The sequence below is a fragment of the Thermogemmatispora carboxidivorans genome, from assembly GCF_000702505.1.
Classification (GTDB): domain Bacteria; phylum Chloroflexota; class Ktedonobacteria; order Ktedonobacterales; family Ktedonobacteraceae; genus Thermogemmatispora; species Thermogemmatispora carboxidivorans.
The window spans coordinates 4,071,957-4,090,141 of the sequence record NZ_JNIM01000001.1; the positions used below are offsets into that span (position 1 = coordinate 4,071,957).

Below are 18,185 nucleotides of genomic sequence, written 5' to 3' on the forward strand. Positions count from 1 at the left end.
GCTCAAGACGAATTGTTTGCCGACTTGATCTAGAGATGCCGATATAGTACAATTGGCGACAGGCACTACGGTTGCGACGTTCGTCAGGTCTGGTAAGGAGCAGTTTCCTTTGAGTGGTTCGGGTAGTGACCCTTCAGACCCGACAGCCTTTCCTCCATCCGAGCAGTCGCTCCGTCGACACCGGCCTCACGAGGAGGAGCAGGCCCAGTGGCCAGTTTCTCATCTTGATCTTGTGCAACAAGCCCAAGAGGGCACTCTCCCCAGGCCGCCAGCCGGCCACATTGAGCCGCTGACCGGGCTGACAGCTTCTCACTCTCCCCCAAAAGTCCTAGCCGCCTGGGAGCGGGCCGGTTCCTGGCGAGCGGGGCCGCCCGATTTTGACGCTGATCCGGTGGTGGTGCGCACGGTGGTCGAGGGCGAACGCCTCTCTTATGCCTATTTATTTAATCCTACCTTTGCATCCGAGGTGGCACTGATCGATCCTCTGCCCCATCAACGGATCGCCGTTTATGAGTATCTGCTGCCTCAGTCTCGATTGCGCTTTCTGCTGGCGGATGATGCGGGCGCTGGGAAGACGATTATGACTGGTCTCTATATCCGCGAGATGCTGAGCCGGCGCTTGATTACGCGCGTACTGATTGTCTCTCCGGCGGGTCTGGTCGGCAACTGGCGTCATGAGCTGCAGCGGCTGTTCAATCTGCCGTTTCGCATCGTGGTGGGCAGTGAGGCGCGTGGGAGCAATCCGTTTGTGGGACCGGAGAGCAACCTGCTGATTGTGAGCGTGGATACGCTGGCCGGCGAGCGTCTTTTTCGGCGTTTGCAGGAGGAGACGGTTGAGCCGTACGATCTGGTGGTTTTTGATGAGGCCCACAAGCTGAGCGCGAGTTTCGACAGCGATGGGCGCTTGCGGGCCACGGATCGCTATCGGCTGGCGGAGGCGCTGGCTGGCATTCCCACCGATGACGCGCGCTGGTCGCTGTCGTGGAGCTGTCATCATTTGCTGTTGTTGACGGCGACGCCGCATATGGGGAAGCCTGATCCTTATTATTGCCTCTGGCGCTTGCTGGAGCCGGAGCTGCTGTCAACGCCGCAGGCTTTCGAGCAGTTCCCGGCGGAGGAGCGCCGGCGCCATTTTTTGCGCCGTGTGAAAGAGGAGTTGGTGACGCTCGACGGGCGCCCGCTCTATCCGCCGCGCCTGGCGACAACCTTGCGCTACGAGTTGAGTCCGCCGGAGCAGGCTCTGTATGAGGAGACGACGGAGTATATCCGCACGACCTACAACCGCGCGAGCCTGCTGAACCGTCAGGCGGCGCGTCTGGCGATGAGCGTTTTTCAGCGCCGGCTGGCCAGTTCGACCTATGCCCTGCTGCGCTCGCTGGAGCGTCGTCTGGAGCGGCTCGATGACTTGATCGCGCGCGTACGTCGGGGGGAGCTGCCGTCCGCACGCTTGCGGCAATTGACACAGGCAGCCTTGTCCGAGCTGAGCGATCCGTTGGAGACGAAGACCGCCGATGAGGAGGAGCGTGTCGCAGGCCAGGAGGAGCATGAGCGGGCTGAGGAGGAGATTCTCCGGGCGGTGCTGGCCTCGTCGTTGCAGGAGCTGGAGGTGGAACGCGCGCAGGTGGCCAGGTTGCTGGCTCAGGCTCGCCAGGTCTATGAGCGGGGGTCGGAGGCGAAGTTTGAGAAGTTGCGCGAGGTGCTGCGAGATCCGCGCTTCGCCGGGGAGAAGCTGATTATTTTTACGGAGCATCGCGATACGCTGGAGTTTTTGCAGCGTCGCCTGGAGGCGCTGGGCTTTACAGGCCAGTTGGCGGTGATTCATGGCGGGATGGATTATGAGGAGCGCGAGCAGGCGGTGTCATTTTTCCGCAGGCCACTCACCGAGGGCGGAGCGCGCTATTTGCTGGCGACGGACGCCGCTGGCGAGGGGGTCAATCTGCAGGTGGCCTGGCTGCTGGTGAACTATGATCTGCCGTGGAATCCGGCCCGCCTTGAGCAGCGCATGGGGCGTATTCATCGCTATGGTCAGCAGCATGACTCGGTCTCTATTGTCAATTTGGTGGCGGGCAATACGCGCGAGGGCCGGGTGATGGAGCGCCTGCTGGAGAAGCTGGAGGCGATCCGCCAGGAGCTGGGGAGCGATAAGGTCTTCGATGTGATCGGGCGCCTGCTGGAAGGGGTGTCGTTGCGCGAGTATATGGAGCGGGTGGTCTTGGGGCCGGCGGAGGTGACAGAGGAGATCGGGCGGCGTCTGGAGGAGTCGCTGACGGCGCAGCGGGTGCGCGCTGAGCAGGAGGAGGAGCGCCGACGCTATGGGCTGAGCGAGGGAGCGGCGGGAACAGGGGCGGATGCCATCAGGCGGGAGCTGCCTCGCCTGCGCCAGGAGTTGGAGCGGGAGCGCTATCGCCGCTTGTTGCCGGGCTACGTGCGGGCTTTTGTGGAGCGGGCGGCGCCGTTGCTCGGGTTGCAGGTTGAGGACTATGGCGATGGGACGTTTGGGCTGCGCGAGCGGATGGCGGGGGCCTTGGAGCAATTGACGCCGGCGCTGGAGCGCTATCCGTTGTCGCGTCGCAGGCGCTTGACGGTTTATCCGCCACGCGCGGATGAGGAGGTGATCTTTCTCTATCCGGGGGAGCCGGTCTTTGATCGGCTGCAGCATCTGATCTGGGCCCGCTATGCTGAGCAGGCGGAGCGCGGGGCGATCTTTATCGATCCGACGGCGCGCCGCCCATATATGTTCTTTTTGCTGCGCCTGGTGGTGCGGCGCGAGGGCGATGCCAGTCTGCGGGCCTTGCAGCGGCCTGAGCTGGTGCGGGTGGCGCTGGTCGGGGTGCGCCAGGAGGAGGGTGGGACGCTGAGCGAGTGCCCGGCGGAGCAGTTGCTGCTCTTGCGCGATGGCAGCGGCGATGAGGATCAGGCGGAGCGGGCGCGCCGGGCGCTGGAGCTTTGGGCGCCGCTTTGGCCGCAGCGAATGGAGGCGCTGGAGGCTTTTGTGCGCGAGACGGTCGGTAAGCGCCTGGTCGAGGAGCGGCGCGCGGCTCTTCTGCAGACTCTGGCGGGGCGGCAAATGTTCTTGAAGCGCGCCTTTACTTATCAGGAGGGCGAGTTAGCTGAGCGGCGGCGCCGCCTCCATGAGAAGGCTCTGGCCGGCGATGCGCGGGCGAAGGGCGAGTTGACGCGCGTCAAGGCTTTGCAGCAGTCGCTGCAAAGGCGGCGCGAGGAGGCGCTGATGACGCTGAGTCGCGAGCCGGAGCTGTTGGGGGTGGGAGAGGTGACGCTGCTGGCGCAGGCTGTGGTTTTGCCGTCGGTTGATCCCGAGGATGAGCGGCGCTATGCGGAGGCGGTGGAGGAGATCGCAATGCGGATGGCGCGCGCGTATGAGGAGGAGCGCGGGGCGCTGGTGTGGGATGTGTCGACGCCAGCGAAGGCGCGGGCCGCCGGGCTGGAGTCCTGGCCGGGCTTCGATTTGCTCTCGCGGCGCCCTTCAGGCGAGGAGCGGGCGATCGAGGTAAAGGGGCGTGTCGGGACTGGCCCGATTGAGATGACGGAAAATGAGTATCGGCGCGCACAGAATCTGGGTGCAAAATATTGGTTGTATTGCGTTTTCGAATGTGAGAAGCTGGCTCCGGTGCTGCGGCGCGTTCAGAATCCGCACGCGAAGCTGACCGCCTATCCCAAGGGCGGGGTGCTCTTCTCGCCGGCGGATATTCAGCGCGCCGCCGAGGAGTGAGCTGCTTTCTCCTATGATATTTCTTTCCCCAGTATATCGCTGTTAAGGAATATGGTTATGCATGAGGAGCGTCGCCTGATTGAGGTCGATTTCCCTTTGAAGCAGACGTCTCTTGATGCGGTGCATGAGAAGAATGTGCGCCACGGGCATCTGTCGACGTTGCATATCTGGCCGGCGCGCCGTCCGCTGGCGGCCTGTCGCGCGGCCTTGCTGACGGCCTTGCTGCCGGCCCCGGAGTCGGAGCAGCAGCGGCGCCAGTTGTTGCAGCGCATTGCCGGACGAGTGAAAGATCCGACCCGCCAGCGCCAGCGGCAGGGGGCACGTCGTCTGGAGCATCAGGAGGAGACGGAAGGGGGGGTCCTGCATTGGGGACGGGAGACGGATGAAGCGCTGGAGCCGTTTCGCCAGGAGATTCGGGCGGCTTTCGGCGGGCGGGCACCGCGGGTGCTTGATCCGTTCGCCGGCGGCGGAGCTATTCCGCTGGAGGCCATGCGCCTGGGCTGCGAGGTGACGGCGATCGATCTGAATCCGGTGGCCTGGTTTCTGTTGAAGTGCACGCTGGAATATCCCTGGCACCTGGCCGGGGAGCGGCGCCGGCTGCCGGATTTTGTGTTGGGCTGGCACTCTTTTATGGAGGCTTATCTGAAGGCTCAGGGCCTGAAGGGAGCGAGGCTGGAGGCGACGCTAAGGCAGCTGGGAGTGAATGGAGCAGGCGAGGGAGCAGAAGCGGAGGAGCCGCCACGGCAGCCTGAGCTAACTGGTCTGCAGGTCGCTGTGAGTCTGGAGGCTGAGGCGGCCTGGCATGTGCGCGCCTGGGGCGAGTGGGTGTTGCAGCGGGCGCGGGCGGCGCTGGCAGGCTACTATCCGATGGTCGATGACAGGCCGACGGTGGCTTACCTGTGGGCGCGAACGATGCGCTGCAAGAATTGCCGGGCGACGGTGCCGCTGCTCAAGACGCGCTGGCTGGCCAGGACAGGGAAGAAGCGGGTGGCGCTCAAGATGGAGCCAAACGCTGAGCGGACGGGCGTGGTCTTCGAGATCTGGGAGGATGTGCCGCTGCCGACGGGGACGACCCAGGAGCGCCGGGCTTTTGAGCGCCGCGTGGGTGGGGGGACGATGTCGCGCACAGGGGTAACCTGCCCCTGCTGCGGGACGGTGATCAAGATGGAGGATATCCGCTTTGAGGGCAAGGCGGGCCGCCTGGGGACGATGCTGACGGCGGTGATTGTCGAGGGCAAGCAGGGGAAGGAGTATCGCTTGCCGACGGAGGAGGAGCGCCAGGCTGCTGAGGAGGCGGCTCAGGCGCTGCCAACCTTGTTCGCGGCGATCCCTTTCGGTCTGCCAGAGGAGCCTTTGCCCCGCGGCGGTCCCGGAGCCAGCCGCGCTTTTTCAGTGGATGGCTACGGCTTTGAGCGCTGGGAGCAGCTCTTTACGCCGCGCCAGTTGCTGGCCCTGGGGACCTTCGTGCGCGAGACGCGTGCTGTGCGCGAGGAGCTGCGCCTCCGCGGCTATCCGCCGCACTGGGTGGAGGCCATCAGCGCCTATCTGGCCCTGGCGATTGACCGCACTGCTAACTATATGAGTACCCTTTGCGTATGGGAACCGGCAGCGGGGGAGGTCAAACAAACGTTCTTGCGTTTTGCTTTACCCATTAGCTGGGATTTTGCAGAAGCTAACCCATTATCTACTAAGGAGAGGTTCTACAATGGAGCTATTGCTGGTATCACAGAAGTTCTGAGAAACCTACTATCTCCTACATCTTCTTCAAGTAAGCCTACTATTTTAAATCAAAGCGCAACTCAGTCTGTTCCATCGAAGTTTGATCTGATCATTACTGATCCACCTTATTATGACGCCATCCCCTACTCTGACCTGATGGACTTCTTCTACGTCTGGCTTCGGCGCAGCCTGCACGGCCTCAGCCCCGAGATCGACGCCGTCTTTGCCAGCCTGCTCGCGCCCAAGTGGGATCATGAGCGCAACGACGGCGAGCTGATCGACGACGCCAGCCGCTTCGCTGGCGACCGCCAGCGCTCGCGGGCCGCCTACGAAGACGGCATGTACCGCGCCTTCCAGGCCTGTTACCGCGCTCTGAGCCCCGACGGGCGCCTGGTCATCGTCTTCGCCCACAAGCAGCCCGACGCCTGGGAGACCCTGGTCGCCGCCCTCATCCGCGCCGGCTTCGTCGTCGTGGCTTCCTGGCCAATAGCAACTGAGATGAGGGGAGGAGTCCGTAACTTCGAACGAGCTTCCCTTTCTTCCTCCATCTGGCTGGTCTGCCGGCGGCGGCCCGAGAGCACGCGCCCCGGCTGGGACAAGACCGTCCTTGCCGAGATGCGCCAGAACATTACCGAACGCCTGCGCCACTTCTGGGACGTCGGCATTCGCGGCCCCGACTTCATCTGGTCGGCCACCGGCGTGGCCCTCGAAATCTACAGCCGCTACCCGGTTGTCAAAAAAGCCGACCAGCCGGGCCAGCTCATGAGCGTCAGCGAATTCCTGCGCCACGTCCGGCGCATCGTCGTCGACTTCATGGTTGGGCGTGTCCTCAGCCAGAGCGACCAGAGCATCAGCGAGCTGGACGACCTCACCGCCTACTACCTGCTGCACCGCTACAGCTTCGGCTTCGAGCCGGTACCCAGCGGCGTCTGTATCCTCTACGCCATGTCCTGCGGCCTCAGCGATCGCGACCTCGTGCAGCGCTACGACCTGCTCAGCCGCGGCGCCCCGGCCAGCGCCCCCAATGGCAACGGCAGCAGCTCCGACGGGAGCGACGAGGAAGACGAGGGCGACGAGGAGACCGGCGAAGAGCAGAGCGAGAGCAGCGGCAGCAACCTGCGCCTCAAAAGCTGGCAGCAGCGTCGTCAGCCGCACCTGGGTCAGAGCGTCAACGGCAGAGACGATGAGCCGCCCCCGCTCATCGACCAGGTTCATCATCTCATGCACCTGTGGAAGGCCGGCGACGTCCGTCCCGTCAACGACTATCTCGACCATCAGATGCTCGACCACAAGCCGCTCTTCCGTGCCCTGCTGCAGGCCCTCATCGAGCTGGCCGCCGAGAGCAGCGATGAGCGTTCCCTGTTGGAGAGCATCAGCAACCATCTCGACCAGCGCAAAGGCTTGCCGAGCCAGCGCCTGCCGTTCAGCCGGGTCTAGGCAAGGCTCTCTGATCCATCCTGCAGCAGGCCAGAAGAGGGCAGCTGCACGTTCCTGGCCTGCTGCCCGATCTGTTCCTGCTCCGATCGCAGGGGCGGGCCAAGCCGGAGCGGGCAGGCTGGCCTCAGCCAGCCCCGGGAGGGGGTACCTTGATTGGAGGAGATGTACGAGCAAGACAGGCAAGTAGACGGAGAGAGGAATATATGAGCACCAGTGCACACCGGTGGCATCCCTGGCATGGGATCGTGCGCCTGCGCGACGAACTGCTGAGTGGTGACCTCAGCCTGGCCAGCTTTGCCGCCGACCTCTATGACGTCGTCATGCAGCGAGGCAACTCGCTCTACCGCGAGCCGGACGAATTCTTCTCCTTCACCTATCCCACGGCCAACATGCGCCGCCTGGCGCGGGAAGTCATGCAGCGCCAGGCCGGGCGCAGCGATCGTGCTGTCTACCAGCTAGAGCTATACTACGGCGGCGGCAAGACCCACACCCTCATTACCCTCTATCACCTGGCTCGTCGGCCCGAGCGGCTTCCCAAGCTGCCCGCCGTCGAAGAATTCCTGGCAGCCATCGGTCTGAGTGCCCTGCCGCGGGCGCGCATTGCCGTCCTGGCCTTCGACAAGCTTGACCCAGAGAAGGGCCTGGAGATTCCGGGACCTGGTGGTGAGCGACGTCGGCTGCGTCATCCCTGGAGCATTCTGGCCTACCAACTGGCAGGTAGCGAGGGGCTGCGCCTGATCCACAGCGAGGACCAGGACGCGGAGCGCGAGACGCCGCCAGCGGAGGAGCTGCTCGCCAATCTTCTTTCTCTGCCGGCCCGCCAGGGAGACGCCACCCTGGTTCTCATGGACGAGGTCCTCATCTATGTCCGCGAGAAGGTCGGCCTTGATCCTGTCTGGCGCTGGCGCATGAGCGACTTTTTCCAATATTTGACGCAGGCCGCCAACAAGGTACCCACCTGCGCCGTTGTCGTCTCGCTGCTGGCCAGCGACCCGCGCAAGCGTGACGAGCTCGGGCGCGAGCTGAGCAACGAGCTACAGGAGATCCTCGGGCGCCAGCGCGAGCCGGTTTTCCAGCCGGTTGAAAAAGAGGACCTTGCCGAGGTTCTGCGCCGGCGCTTCTTCACCCCTGACTCCATCCGCAACCGTGACCTTTTCCGTCCCCAGGCCATCTTTGCTGTCAACGGCATCGCCTCCCTTGTCGAAGAGGTTGCCAACCATCGTCACGAGCTTGAGGAGCGCATTGTCAACAGCTATCCCTTTCATCCCGATCTCATCGATCTCTTCTACGGCAAATGGACCGACCTGCAGACCTTCCAGGGGACGCGCGGCACGCTGCGCAACTTTGCCCTGGCCTTGCGCGACGCCGCGCGCTGGGACCCCTGCCCGCTGGTTTCTGTCAATGCCTTCATTGGCCCGCCCAACGGCAGCGGCCTCTCCGAGGTCGCACACGAGCTAGCCACTACCGCCGAAAACGAATCGTACGAGGGCCGACGCCAGGCCTGGAGCGCCATTCTACAGAGCGAGCTAGAGAAGGCGCGCCAGATCCAGCGCTCCTTTCCCTCATTGCGTTTCCGCGAGGTCGAGCAGGCGGTTTTTGCCACCTTCCTGCACTCGCAGCCGGTGGGCAAAGATGCCAACCTGCATGAGTTGCTGCGCCTCATTGGCCAGATGAGTCCCGATCGCATTGCCCTGACGCAGGCCCTGAAGCAGTGGACCGAGATCTCCTGGTTTCTCGACGAGAGCACTTGGCACGAGAGAGAGAAACTGGACGAGGAGGGCCAGGAGTTGCCAAAGGTCTGGCGTCTGGGAGCGCGGCCCAACCTGCGTCAGATGCATCACGATGCCTGTCAGAACATCAGTTCCGAGGCTGTCGAGCACCATCTACGCCGTGAAATTGAGGAGTGTCGCTATCTCTTCTCGACCGGTGGCGAACGGCATCCGCCGCGCGTGCACAAGCTTGCCAAGGAGCCGCGCGACGTAGATGACGACGGAGATCTACACCTGGTCGTCCTGGGGCCAGAAGGGGCCTGCCGTCCCGGCCATCCTTCGGAGCTGGCCCTGCGCATCCTCAACGAGAAGAGCGGTCCCGAGGCGCCGCGCGTCTATCGCAACGCCGTCATCGTGGTAGCTCCCTACACGCGCGGGCTGGATGGTGCCCGTGAAGCCATGCGCAGCTATCTGGGCTGGCTCGACGTTGAGGAGCGACTCAAGCGTGAAGAGCAGGAGGTCGACAGCAATCGCCAGGCGTTGCTGGAGCGCGAGAAGAAAGAGAGTGAGATGCGCCTCAAGGAGCTGGTGCGCGAGAGCTACTGCATTGTGGTGGCGCTCGCGGTCAACAACGAGGCGGAGGCATTCCAGATCAAGCTCACCGAGAGCAATCTGTACGCCTCGCTCAAGGCTGACGAGCGTCTGCGCATCTCGGAGCAGCCAATCGAGGCAGAGGCTCTGCTGCCGGGCGGTCCGTACGAGCTGTGGCGTCCGGGCGAGAGCGCGCGGCGTTACAAGGATGTAGTGGAGGCATTCGCCCAGTTCGTGCACCTGCCGCGCATTGTCGACCGCCAGGCGATCAGGCAGACCCTGATCAATGGCTGTCTGCAGGGACGCTTTGTTTTTCGTCAGCCGCGGCCCGATCGCAGCTATCGCACCTTCTGGCGGCGGCGTCCCGATGAGGAGGTGCTGCGCGATCCGGCGCTGGAGGTGGTTCTGGCGGAGGTGGCCAGCCTGACAGAGCTGGCACCTGAGCTGTTGCAGCCTGGGATTTTGCCGGAGCTATGGGAGGATGAGGAGCTACATCTCAGTCGGCTCTACGTCTACTTTGGCGGCGGTCATGTCGTCCATGAGCAGCGCGATGGTTACAGTGAGCCGTTGGCCATTCCGCGGGCTGAGCCGGGGGTGATCAGGCAGGCGGTGCGTGAGACGGTGCGAGGGCGACAGCTCTGGTTATTGAGCGGGCAGAGCAGCTTTTTGGGGGAGGAGGTGGCTGAGGATGTGCTCTTGAGCGAGGGGGCGCGCCTGCGGCCTCCGCCGGAGCCGTTGGCGGCCAGTGAGATTCTGCCTGAGCGGTTGCCGGAGGCCTGGCATGGTGAGCAGACGACGGCGCGGGAGATCGCTGATGCGCTGGCCAGGCGGGTGGGTATGCCCTTGCCCTGGCTGACGGTGCGGGCGGTCATTGAGGATGCTTTTCAGCAGCGTCTGCTGGAGCGCAGCATCGACTCAGGTCCCTGGCCGTGTGACTATGCGGGGGCGCGGGGAGTGAAGATCCAGGTGATGCGCCAGGAGCCGGTAATGGTGGCTGGCCTGCAGAGCACGCTCATGGGGGTGGCAGGTGTCAGCACCGCGCGTGAGCAGCCCGCGGCTTACGTGTTACCGCTGCGCGCTGAGGCGACGCTTGAGAGCGGCGAGCTTCAGAATCTGGCTGAGGTAGTTGGCGAGCTGTTCAAGATCTGCGGGGACTACAGTCTTACTCTGCGTCTCCAGGTTGGGATCGAGGTTGAGCCGGCCAGTCGTGTGACGGAGGAGGCTTTGCAGCGTTTGAATGCTGTGCTGGGCGAGGTGGCACCTGGCTTGAGGCTGCGCTCTTCTTCTGTCTGAGTGTGGAGGATGGATCTTTTCCTTTTGCTCGTTGCCATCTCTTGAATTAGGGAAGAGAAGCACGGTGAGCGCCGGGCATGCTACCCGGCGCTCATGTTTCATTTCTTTGTGCTTTTCTGTGCTCTCATCTCTTTCAGTATCCTCGTGCGGATCGACTCCCCTGCCACGGGCTTCCCAACCGTGCAATCCTGCGAAGGCCATCTCTTTCAGTATCCTCGTGCGGATCGAGACCCCTGCCACAAACGGCTACGTCCGAACAGCCTAACCAGGTACGCCTTTCAGTATCCTCGTGCGGATCGAGACCCCTGCCACGCATGTATTGCCCCAAAATGGTCATTCTCTAGCCGTCTTTCAGTATCCTCGTGCGGATCGAGACCCCTGCCACACTGGGCGAGTGGAGTCGGCGCAGGTCGGGATGTTCTTTCAGTATCCTCTAGCGGATCGACACCCCTGCCACGGACATGGGTGATCGCCATTGCCTGCAAAATCCATTCTTTCAGTATCCTCTAGCGGATCGACACCCCTGCCACACTGGGCGAGTGGAGTCGGCGCAGGTCGGGATGTTCTTTCAGTATCCTCTAGCGGATCGAGACCCCTGCCACAAACTGCGGCGGAAGTGAATCGCGAGAGCGGTGGCACCTTTCAGTATCCTCTAGCGGATCGAGACCCCTGCCACACAGCTCACGCTCAATGTGCGCGAGGCTGCTCAAGCTTTCAGTATCCTCGTGCGGATCGAGACCCCTGCCACGTGAGTGGGCGCTCACGATTGATGAAGAGATGGTGCCTTTCAGTATCCTCTAGCGGATCGAGACCCCTGCCACTCTTGATACCGCGTGCACGGCACTCGCGAAAATAGCCTTTCAGTATCCTCTAGCGGATCGAGACCCCTGCCACATGGGGGGCACATGCGTCGCAAGTTGACATTGACGGGACTTTCAGTATCCTCTAGCGGATCGAGACCCCTGCCACGACGGCAAAGGAGGCATGGCTACTGGGATGAAATCCTTTCAGTATCCTCTAGCGGATCGAGACCCCTGCCACCTGCAACAAGCTTTGAGCTTGTCGCCACTCTTGAAACTTTCAGTATCCTCTAGCGGATCGAGACCCCTGCCACTGTCCCGAAAAAGTGGGCATTTACCCCTTGGGGTACACTTTCAGTATCCTCTAGCGGATCGAGACCCCTGCCACCCTCGCTGGAACAACCATCAGGATTCTTGCCGATGGATTCTTTCAGTATCCTCTAGCGGATCGAGACCCCTGCCACGCTGTTTGGAGGGGAGATAACTAATGGCCCTTCAAGTCTTTCAGTATCCTCTAGCGGATCGAGACCCCTGCCACACTGAAACAGCATGGGGTTGACCCAGAGCAGCACTACCTTTCAGTATCCTCTAGCGGATCGAGACCCCTGCCACGAATGGCTGGCTCAAGTTATTCGGGAGCGCATTCAGCAACTTTCAGTATCCTCTAGCGGATCGAGACCCCTGCCACTTGACCTTGCGGCCACTCGCCCCTCAATGGGACTCTCTTTCAGTATCCTCTAGCGGATCGAGACCCCTGCCACGCGATCGTTTCTGTGCGCGCAATCACCCGGCTCCGGTTCTTTCAGTATCCTCTAGCGGATCGAGACCCCTGCCACTCTTGATACCGCGTGCACGGCACTCGCGAAAATAGCCTTTCAGTATCCTCTAGCGGATCGAGACCCCTGCCACGGGTGAGTCGATCCTTGCCCCTGCAGAAGAAGACCCTTTCAGTATCCTCTAGCGGATCGAGACCCCTGCCACCCCCCCCTTCTCTCCTTGCTGAATGACAGGAGTCCACCTTTCAGTATCCTCTAGCGGATCGAGACCCCTGCCACCGGTAACTAGTCCCCAGACGGTCGTTCAACACCCGACTTTCAGTATCCTCTAGCGGATCGAGACCCCTGCCACACGGCCCCCGTCACAGACGAGAGTGCTTGCAGGTAACAGGAGCTTTCAGTATCCTCTAGCGGATCGAGACCCCTGCCACCGCAGCCGGCGGAGGAGCATCGGGGATACTTCTCACTTATTCTATAACGATCGAGGCCCCGTTTTTGGCATCTCAACGCCTCGTTTTCTTCGCCCCCCACCCTCCAGAATCTATCGTATCACGACCTTTCTCGAAACTCGTTTTTTGCAAGCCGCAAGGGGCGAGTTTCGAGAAAGCATCAATATATTTTCACTTATAAAAGCAGCAAAAGATGCGAGATTCCGGCCACTTTTGGCTGGAATCTGACCGGATTGGGGGGGCACCCGCGGAGAGTTTCGAATCGGCCTCTCACATGGGCCATTTTTTGGCCAGGCTCCCTTTCCCTCCCTCCCTCTCTCCCCAAAAACAAAAAGCACGTGGGCCAGCCGCCGGCCCGCGCTGCAAACAGGCGCTCCTCAGTGCAGATCACCCCTGATGAGCCAGTGCCCTCTGCACCTCATCAACACCATAGAGATGAAAAAGCACCTGGAGTAACCGCATACGCGCCGTCGAACGCCAGCGCCTCCCACTGGCCAGCTCCCGTAAGGCCGCCTCCAAAGTCAGCGGAAACGTGCTCAGTTGGGCAGCCTCACCCCGGTCAGCCGCGTGCATCAGCCAGCACGCTCCTGCTGACGCCAGGTTGAAGAGGTCAGGAAATAGTGCAGAGGATGCAATCGCGTTCGCTGGCCGCGCTACAGAGCAGATGCACCAAGGCAACGAGCAGCGGACGGTTTTTGCCGCGTGCAGGCAGAGGGATTTGTCCCTGTTCCAGTCGCGAGAGCGTACTCTTGCTGCTTCCTACCAAGCTAGCCAGCGTTGTTAACGAAAGGCCAGCCTGGGCGCGAAGATTCGCCACAAATAGCCCCAAGTCACGCGCTTGGTGTCCACTTCTCATCACCGTTACCAACCCTCCCACCCGATCTGCTCCTGCTCGACTGGCTCCTGGCCATCTTTCCGGTCTTCAGCGCACCTATCTGCTGAGCCACCAGGCCCGCTATTCCCAGTTGTCCCGCCTGCCCATCCTGATGCTGAACTGCCGTCTCGGCCCACTCGATCGCCTCAAGGCTCGCCTGGCCGGCTCCTCCGTCTTCCTGGCCAAACCCTTCACCATCGCCGACCTGCTCGCCATTGTTCACGTCCTCCTATCCTCTTCGCCTGGGTCACTCGCACGAAAGCGAAGGTATCCGGGTCCTGGCCCGGCTGCCGGATAGTCAGCGTATCATCATGGCCGGGACCAGGATTGTGAAGCTGTGGCAGGTCAGCCTCTGATCCCTCACCCCCCGCTCACCCTGATGGGATGCCCACCGGTCACCAGCCCCCCAGAGCGAATAGCAGCAGCCCCCAGCAGAGCAGACAGGAGGCACACTTTACTGAAGCAGCAGAGCCATGCTATAATTGGCAGCACTTCGATTCCCAGCGCGAGAGAAGCGGCGCAGGCTTCCCAGCCCGGTCCCCCAGGCCGTCCGCGCTGAGCGCCCGCCCCGCCTTGATCGGCTCGCCTAGCATGGCCCAAGCGAGACCACAGCGCTAGAAAAAACCTGTTCCTGAGCGTTCCTTGCCTTCACCGACCTTCCCGGGCAGCAGACTCTGCAGTGAGAGCTTGAAGCAAGGAGTTCATCGCCAATCCTTCCTAGAGAAGGAGCAACTATGAATCAGGTCAGCAGCCAACAGAACTATGACCTTTCAACGATCGCGCGCGAGCTTCAGCAGCAACTGATCCGCTATATTGAGGCCCAATATCCTATTCGTCACAGCGACGTCGTTGAGGAGCGTCGCCGGCTGCTGGAGGAGCCGAAGGTCATTGCGCGCGAACCCTATATCGAAAGCACCCCTGGCTACCCTGGCGGGCGCTCTTATACCAACCTGGATCTGCCGCCCGTCATAGGCCAGGCCCTGGCCGAACTGGCTGGCCAGGCTACTGGCCTGCCTCCGCTCATCCCTCCCCAGCCCTATCCCCACCAGGGCGAGGCCCTGGAGGCTCTGCTCGGACAAGACCGCGATCTGATCCTGACCACTGGCACCGGTTCGGGCAAAACGGAGGTTTTCCTGCTTACGATCCTTGCCCGCAGCCTTGACGAGGCCAGGCAGCGCCGCGAGAGCTTTGCCCTACCCGGTATGCGCACCCTCATTCTCTATCCCACCAATGCCCTCGTCAACGACCAACTGGTCCGCCTGCGCCGTCTCTTCGGCCATGCCGCCTTTGCTCGCTGGTTCAAAGAGCGCTACGGCCTTGACCGCCCGATCCGCTTCGGCATGTATACCTCACGTACTCCCTACCCAGGCCAGATGAGCCAGGAACGCAACAAGGCCCAACTGCTCCCTCTGCTCGATTTCTACGCCAATGTATCCCCAGAGCAACGTCAGGAGCAGGAAGAGAGGGGGCGCTGGCCGGCCTGCAATCTGGAACGCCTGCACAATGACGCCATCCGGGGAGCTGTCGAGATCGATGCTGACGATCGCGAACTCTACAGCCGTCACCAAATCCAGCGCTGCTGCCCCGACATCCTGATTACTAACTATTCCATGCTGGAATACATGCTGATGCGCCCCATCGAGCGCAGCATCTTTGCCCAGACCGCCCAATGGCTGGAGAACGATCCGGCTAACAGCCTGCTGATTGTGCTCGATGAGGCGCACCTTTATAGCGGCGCCACCGGCGCTGAGATCTCGCTGCTCCTGCGCCGCCTGCAGGCCCGCCTTGGCATCGGGCGCGAGCGTGTGCGCTACATTCTGACCAGCGCCAGTCTGGACCCCAGCGCCGGCGAGACGGGCATTCTGACCTTTGCCGAAGGGCTGGTAGGGGCCCGCGGCTCAGCCGGCGCCAGCTTTGCCATCGTCCGTGGCGAGCCAAGCCAGCCGCCCTCGGCTCCCAGCGTCGTCAACGGGCGACCGCTCCCCAGGCCGACGCCAGAGACCGAAGGCGCAGCGCTGGCGGCCTTCGACCTGACGGCTTTCGCCAATCGAGTTCTGGACGAGGGCGCTGCTCTGCGAGCCGTAGAGGACCTCAGCCAGCGCCTCGGCTGGCCAGCTCCATCATCCCTGGCCGAGTTACCGCTCTATCTGGGTCGTTGCCTGAGCAGTCTGCAAAGCTTCCGTCTGCTGTGGAGCCAGACCGCCGGCAAGGCCCGCGCCTTGAGCGAGCTGGCCGCCCAGCTTTTCCCGTCGCTCTCCGAGCAAGAGCGCGTTCGCGCCACCAGTGCCCTGCTCAGTCTGGCTGCCGCCGCCTGCCGTGAGGATGATCAGCCCCTGCTGCCGGTGCGCGCCCATTTCCTCTTTCGCGGCCTGCCGACGCTCTACGCCTGCGTCAATCCACGCTGTAGCGCGCTCCTGCACCAGACAGACGGACCGTCGACGCTGGGCCGGCTCTGGCTGAGTCCCCGCCTGCACTGCGACTGCGGCGCGCGCGTCTACGAGCTGTATGCGCACCGAAACTGCGGGGCCCTCTTCCTGCGCGTTTTCACGACGACGGGCAGCGCTGGCCCCCAGACTCAGTTTCTCTGGCACGAGCCGGGCGAGGACCGTAACCAGGCCCATGAGGAGCTGCTCCTGATCGGCTCTCCCCATCCCCGGCAGCATTCCACACAGTCGCATCTGCAGGAGCTGCGCCTGCACATCCAAACTGGCAATGCCTACGTGGTCGGGAAAGGGCTACAATCGACATGGGCCTGGGGCCGCGAGGAAGAGTTTATCACCCTCTATCGCCCTGCTCCTGAGAACAAGAGCAAAACAAGTTCTAACGCCAGCAATGGAGGGGATCAGCCAGCAGCCGGCAATGGCTGGAAGAGCTGCCCGGTCTGCCTCAAGCAGTTGACCACATCTGATGCCCTGGCCAGTCTGGCGACGCGTGGCGAGCAACCCTTTGTCAACCTGGTGCGGCGTCAGTTTGAGCTGCAGCCGCCACGTACACCAGCGCGAGAGGCAGCCCCCAACATGGGACGCAAGGTCCTGCTCTTTTCGGATGGCCGCCAGCGTGCGGCGCGTCTGGCGCGCGATCTACCGCGCGAGGTTGAGCTAGACACTTTCCGCGAGGCTCTCATCCTGGCCGCGGATCGCCTGCGCCAGTGCCACGGTCAGGAGCTGGTGCCGCTTGATGGGAAGCTGCAGCGGGAGTTTATCATCGTCTGTTCTAAATATGATCTCTACTTTTTCGATGGTGACTCTCAGCAGGAGCTACTCAGGCGCATCCACGAGTTCCGCCAGGATTACCAAGAGAATGAAGACCTGGCCATTGCTGAAGATTGGACGCCGGCCCTGATCCCTGGCTATCGCCGCGCTCTCCTGCGCCAGGTTGCCGACCGCTTCTATTCGCTGCCACGCATGTGCATCGCCATTATTGAACCGGCTCCAGCCGCGTTCAGGGCCTTGCACCGTAAATTCTCCGCTAGCGGGCTGAGCAATGAGGAGCTGCGGGCCCTGGCGATCCAGTGGATCGCCGAACTGCTTGAATTGAGCGCTTTCGACGATGGCATCGCCTTCTCGGATCGGCAGATGACTGTCCCCGGCGAAGGTTTCCGGGAGGACAAGTCGCCGCTTGAGGCAGAGAAAATGGCCAGAGAGCTGCTCGAGGTCGGCAACGAAAAAGAGTTTCGCCAGGCCATGATTGATGTGCTCTGCAGCTCTTCCTCCAACGGGCCGCGTTTTCTCCGCCCAGAACAGCTAGCCCTGCGTCTGACTCTTGACGATAAGTGGTATCAGTGTCGCGACTGCACACAGCTCGTCTGGCAGCCGCTGCGCGGACGCTGCCCGGCCAGGAGCTGTCGGAGCGAGAATCTGCAGCCTCTCCCTACCGAGGACATCAGTTTACAGGCCCGCACGGCCTTCTATCGCGAGCCATTGCGCCAGGTGCTGGCCGGACAGCGCCGTCCCATGCACCTGACCGCCGAGGAGCATACCGCCCAGCTCTCCCACCGCGACAGTCAGGCGGTCTCGTCGACCACTGAGGAGTACGAGCTGCGCTTTCAGGAGATCGGCATCTCAGCAGAGAAGCCGGCCATCGACGTGCTGAGCTGTACCACCACGATGGAGGTCGGCGTCGATATTGGCCAATTGCTGGGGGTGGGCCTGCGCAACATCCCGCCGACGCGCGCCAGCTACCAGCAGCGCGCCGGACGGGCCGGACGGCGCGGGGCCGCACTTTCAACGGTGCTGGCCTACAGCGAGAACGGCAGCCATGACGGTCACTACTTCGACCATCCCGAGGAGATGATCAGCGATCCGGTGCCCTGCCCGCGTCTCTCCCCCGTTAACAAGCGCCTGCTCACGCGCCACATTCAGGCTGCCCTCCTGCAGACCTTTTTCCGCGAATACGTGGAGGGCAAGACGGAGGCCGCTTTACAGCGCAGTTCGCTTCCCGAGGCCCTGGGGCGCGCCAGTGATTTCTTCCAAGAGAAAGGAGCGGCGACGTTGAGCCGCTTCGGCACCTGGCTGCAGCAGATGCTCAGGGAACGCCCCCCTGAGTTCACGCGCCACGTTATCGCCTGGCTGCCAGATGAGATCGAGGGTCAGCGCTGCGATCTCGAGCGCAAGTTTGCCATCGTTGGCGAGATTGGGGCCAGGCTCTGCGAGCGTCTGGAGGAGCTGCAGCGGGAGTTCGAGGAGCAGCGCCTGCTCCTGTCGGCGGGCTGGATGAGCGCGAGCAGCGCCGATGATGTGAAAGAGGTTCTCTTACTTGACCTGCTCTTTGATCAGGGCCTGCTGCCACAGTATGCTTTTCCGCGCGA

The 18,185-nt window shown here is 62.5% G+C and carries 10 protein-coding genes, 2 pseudogenes and 1 CRISPR repeat array; of the genes and pseudogenes, 5 read left to right on the forward strand and 7 right to left on the reverse strand.

What is annotated here, in order from left to right; genetic code table 11:
- Positions 1-109 precede the first annotated feature (109 nt).
- From N688_RS16010 to N688_RS16020, 3 genes are all read left to right on the forward strand, one after another.
- Positions 110-3,730 carry a helicase-related protein gene (locus N688_RS16010; RefSeq protein ID WP_156025466.1) on the forward strand — a complete coding sequence of 1,207 codons (3,621 nt, stop codon included), beginning with the start codon at positions 110-112 and terminating at the stop codon, positions 3,728-3,730.
- 51 nt (positions 3,731-3,781) lie between these two features.
- Positions 3,782-6,886, forward strand: a complete 3,105-nt coding sequence (locus tag N688_RS16015) for a DUF1156 domain-containing protein (protein ID WP_081838917.1) — start codon at positions 3,782-3,784, stop codon at positions 6,884-6,886.
- A 203-nt stretch (positions 6,887-7,089) separates the two neighbouring features.
- Entirely contained in the window at positions 7,090-10,479 is a 3,390-nt protein-coding gene (locus N688_RS16020) for a DUF499 domain-containing protein (protein WP_052890222.1), read from the forward strand.
- A gap of 130 nt (positions 10,480-10,609) precedes the next feature.
- Positions 10,610-12,486: a CRISPR direct-repeat array (repeat unit 37 nt; unit sequence CTTTCAGTATCCTCTAGCGGATCGAGACCCCTGCCAC).
- A 405-nt stretch (positions 12,487-12,891) separates the two neighbouring features.
- Here N688_RS16020 and N688_RS16025 read toward each other — a convergent pair.
- From N688_RS16025 to N688_RS23245, 4 genes are all read right to left on the reverse strand, one after another.
- Entirely contained in the window at positions 12,892-13,077 is a 186-nt protein-coding gene (locus N688_RS16025; protein ID WP_052890223.1) for a hypothetical protein, read from the reverse strand.
- Between the two features lie 37 nt (positions 13,078-13,114).
- Complete coding sequence (locus tag N688_RS24040) at positions 13,115-13,360, reverse strand: helix-turn-helix domain-containing protein (RefSeq protein WP_081838918.1); 246 nt, start codon at positions 13,358-13,360, stop codon at positions 13,115-13,117.
- Complete coding sequence (locus N688_RS16035; protein WP_052890225.1) at positions 13,335-13,601, reverse strand: hypothetical protein; 267 nt, start codon at positions 13,599-13,601, stop codon at positions 13,335-13,337. The genes N688_RS24040 and N688_RS16035 overlap by 26 nt, the downstream gene beginning before the upstream one ends.
- Positions 13,602-14,148: 547 nt before the next feature.
- Positions 14,149-14,457, reverse strand: coding sequence for a hypothetical protein (locus N688_RS23245; RefSeq protein WP_052890226.1), 309 nt, complete (start codon positions 14,455-14,457; stop codon positions 14,149-14,151).
- Between the two features lie 15 nt (positions 14,458-14,472).
- Here N688_RS23245 and N688_RS24045 point away from each other — a divergent pair.
- Positions 14,473-14,598, forward strand: a pseudogene (locus N688_RS24045) (hypothetical protein); the annotation flags it as partial.
- 129 nt (positions 14,599-14,727) lie between these two features.
- Here N688_RS24045 and N688_RS23250 read toward each other — a convergent pair.
- Both N688_RS23250 and N688_RS23635 read right to left on the reverse strand, forming a co-directional pair.
- Positions 14,728-15,102, reverse strand: coding sequence for a hypothetical protein (locus N688_RS23250; RefSeq protein ID WP_052890227.1), 375 nt, complete (start codon positions 15,100-15,102; stop codon positions 14,728-14,730).
- Positions 15,103-15,513: 411 nt separating this feature from the next.
- Positions 15,514-16,029: a hypothetical protein gene (locus tag N688_RS23635; protein WP_052890228.1), complete on the reverse strand. Its 516-nt coding sequence runs from the start codon at positions 16,027-16,029 to the stop codon at positions 15,514-15,516.
- A gap of 1,302 nt (positions 16,030-17,331) precedes the next feature.
- On the opposite strand from N688_RS23635, the pseudogene N688_RS24050 reads away from it, so the two are divergent.
- Positions 17,332-17,580: pseudogene (locus N688_RS24050) on the forward strand (helicase-related protein); the annotation flags it as partial.
- Between the two features lie 21 nt (positions 17,581-17,601).
- Here N688_RS24050 and N688_RS23805 read toward each other — a convergent pair.
- The gene (locus tag N688_RS23805; RefSeq protein WP_272945043.1) at positions 17,602-17,733 is read right to left on the reverse strand and encodes a hypothetical protein; all 132 of its coding nucleotides are present in this window, start codon (positions 17,731-17,733) and stop codon (positions 17,602-17,604) included.
- Positions 17,734-18,185 lie beyond the last annotated feature (452 nt).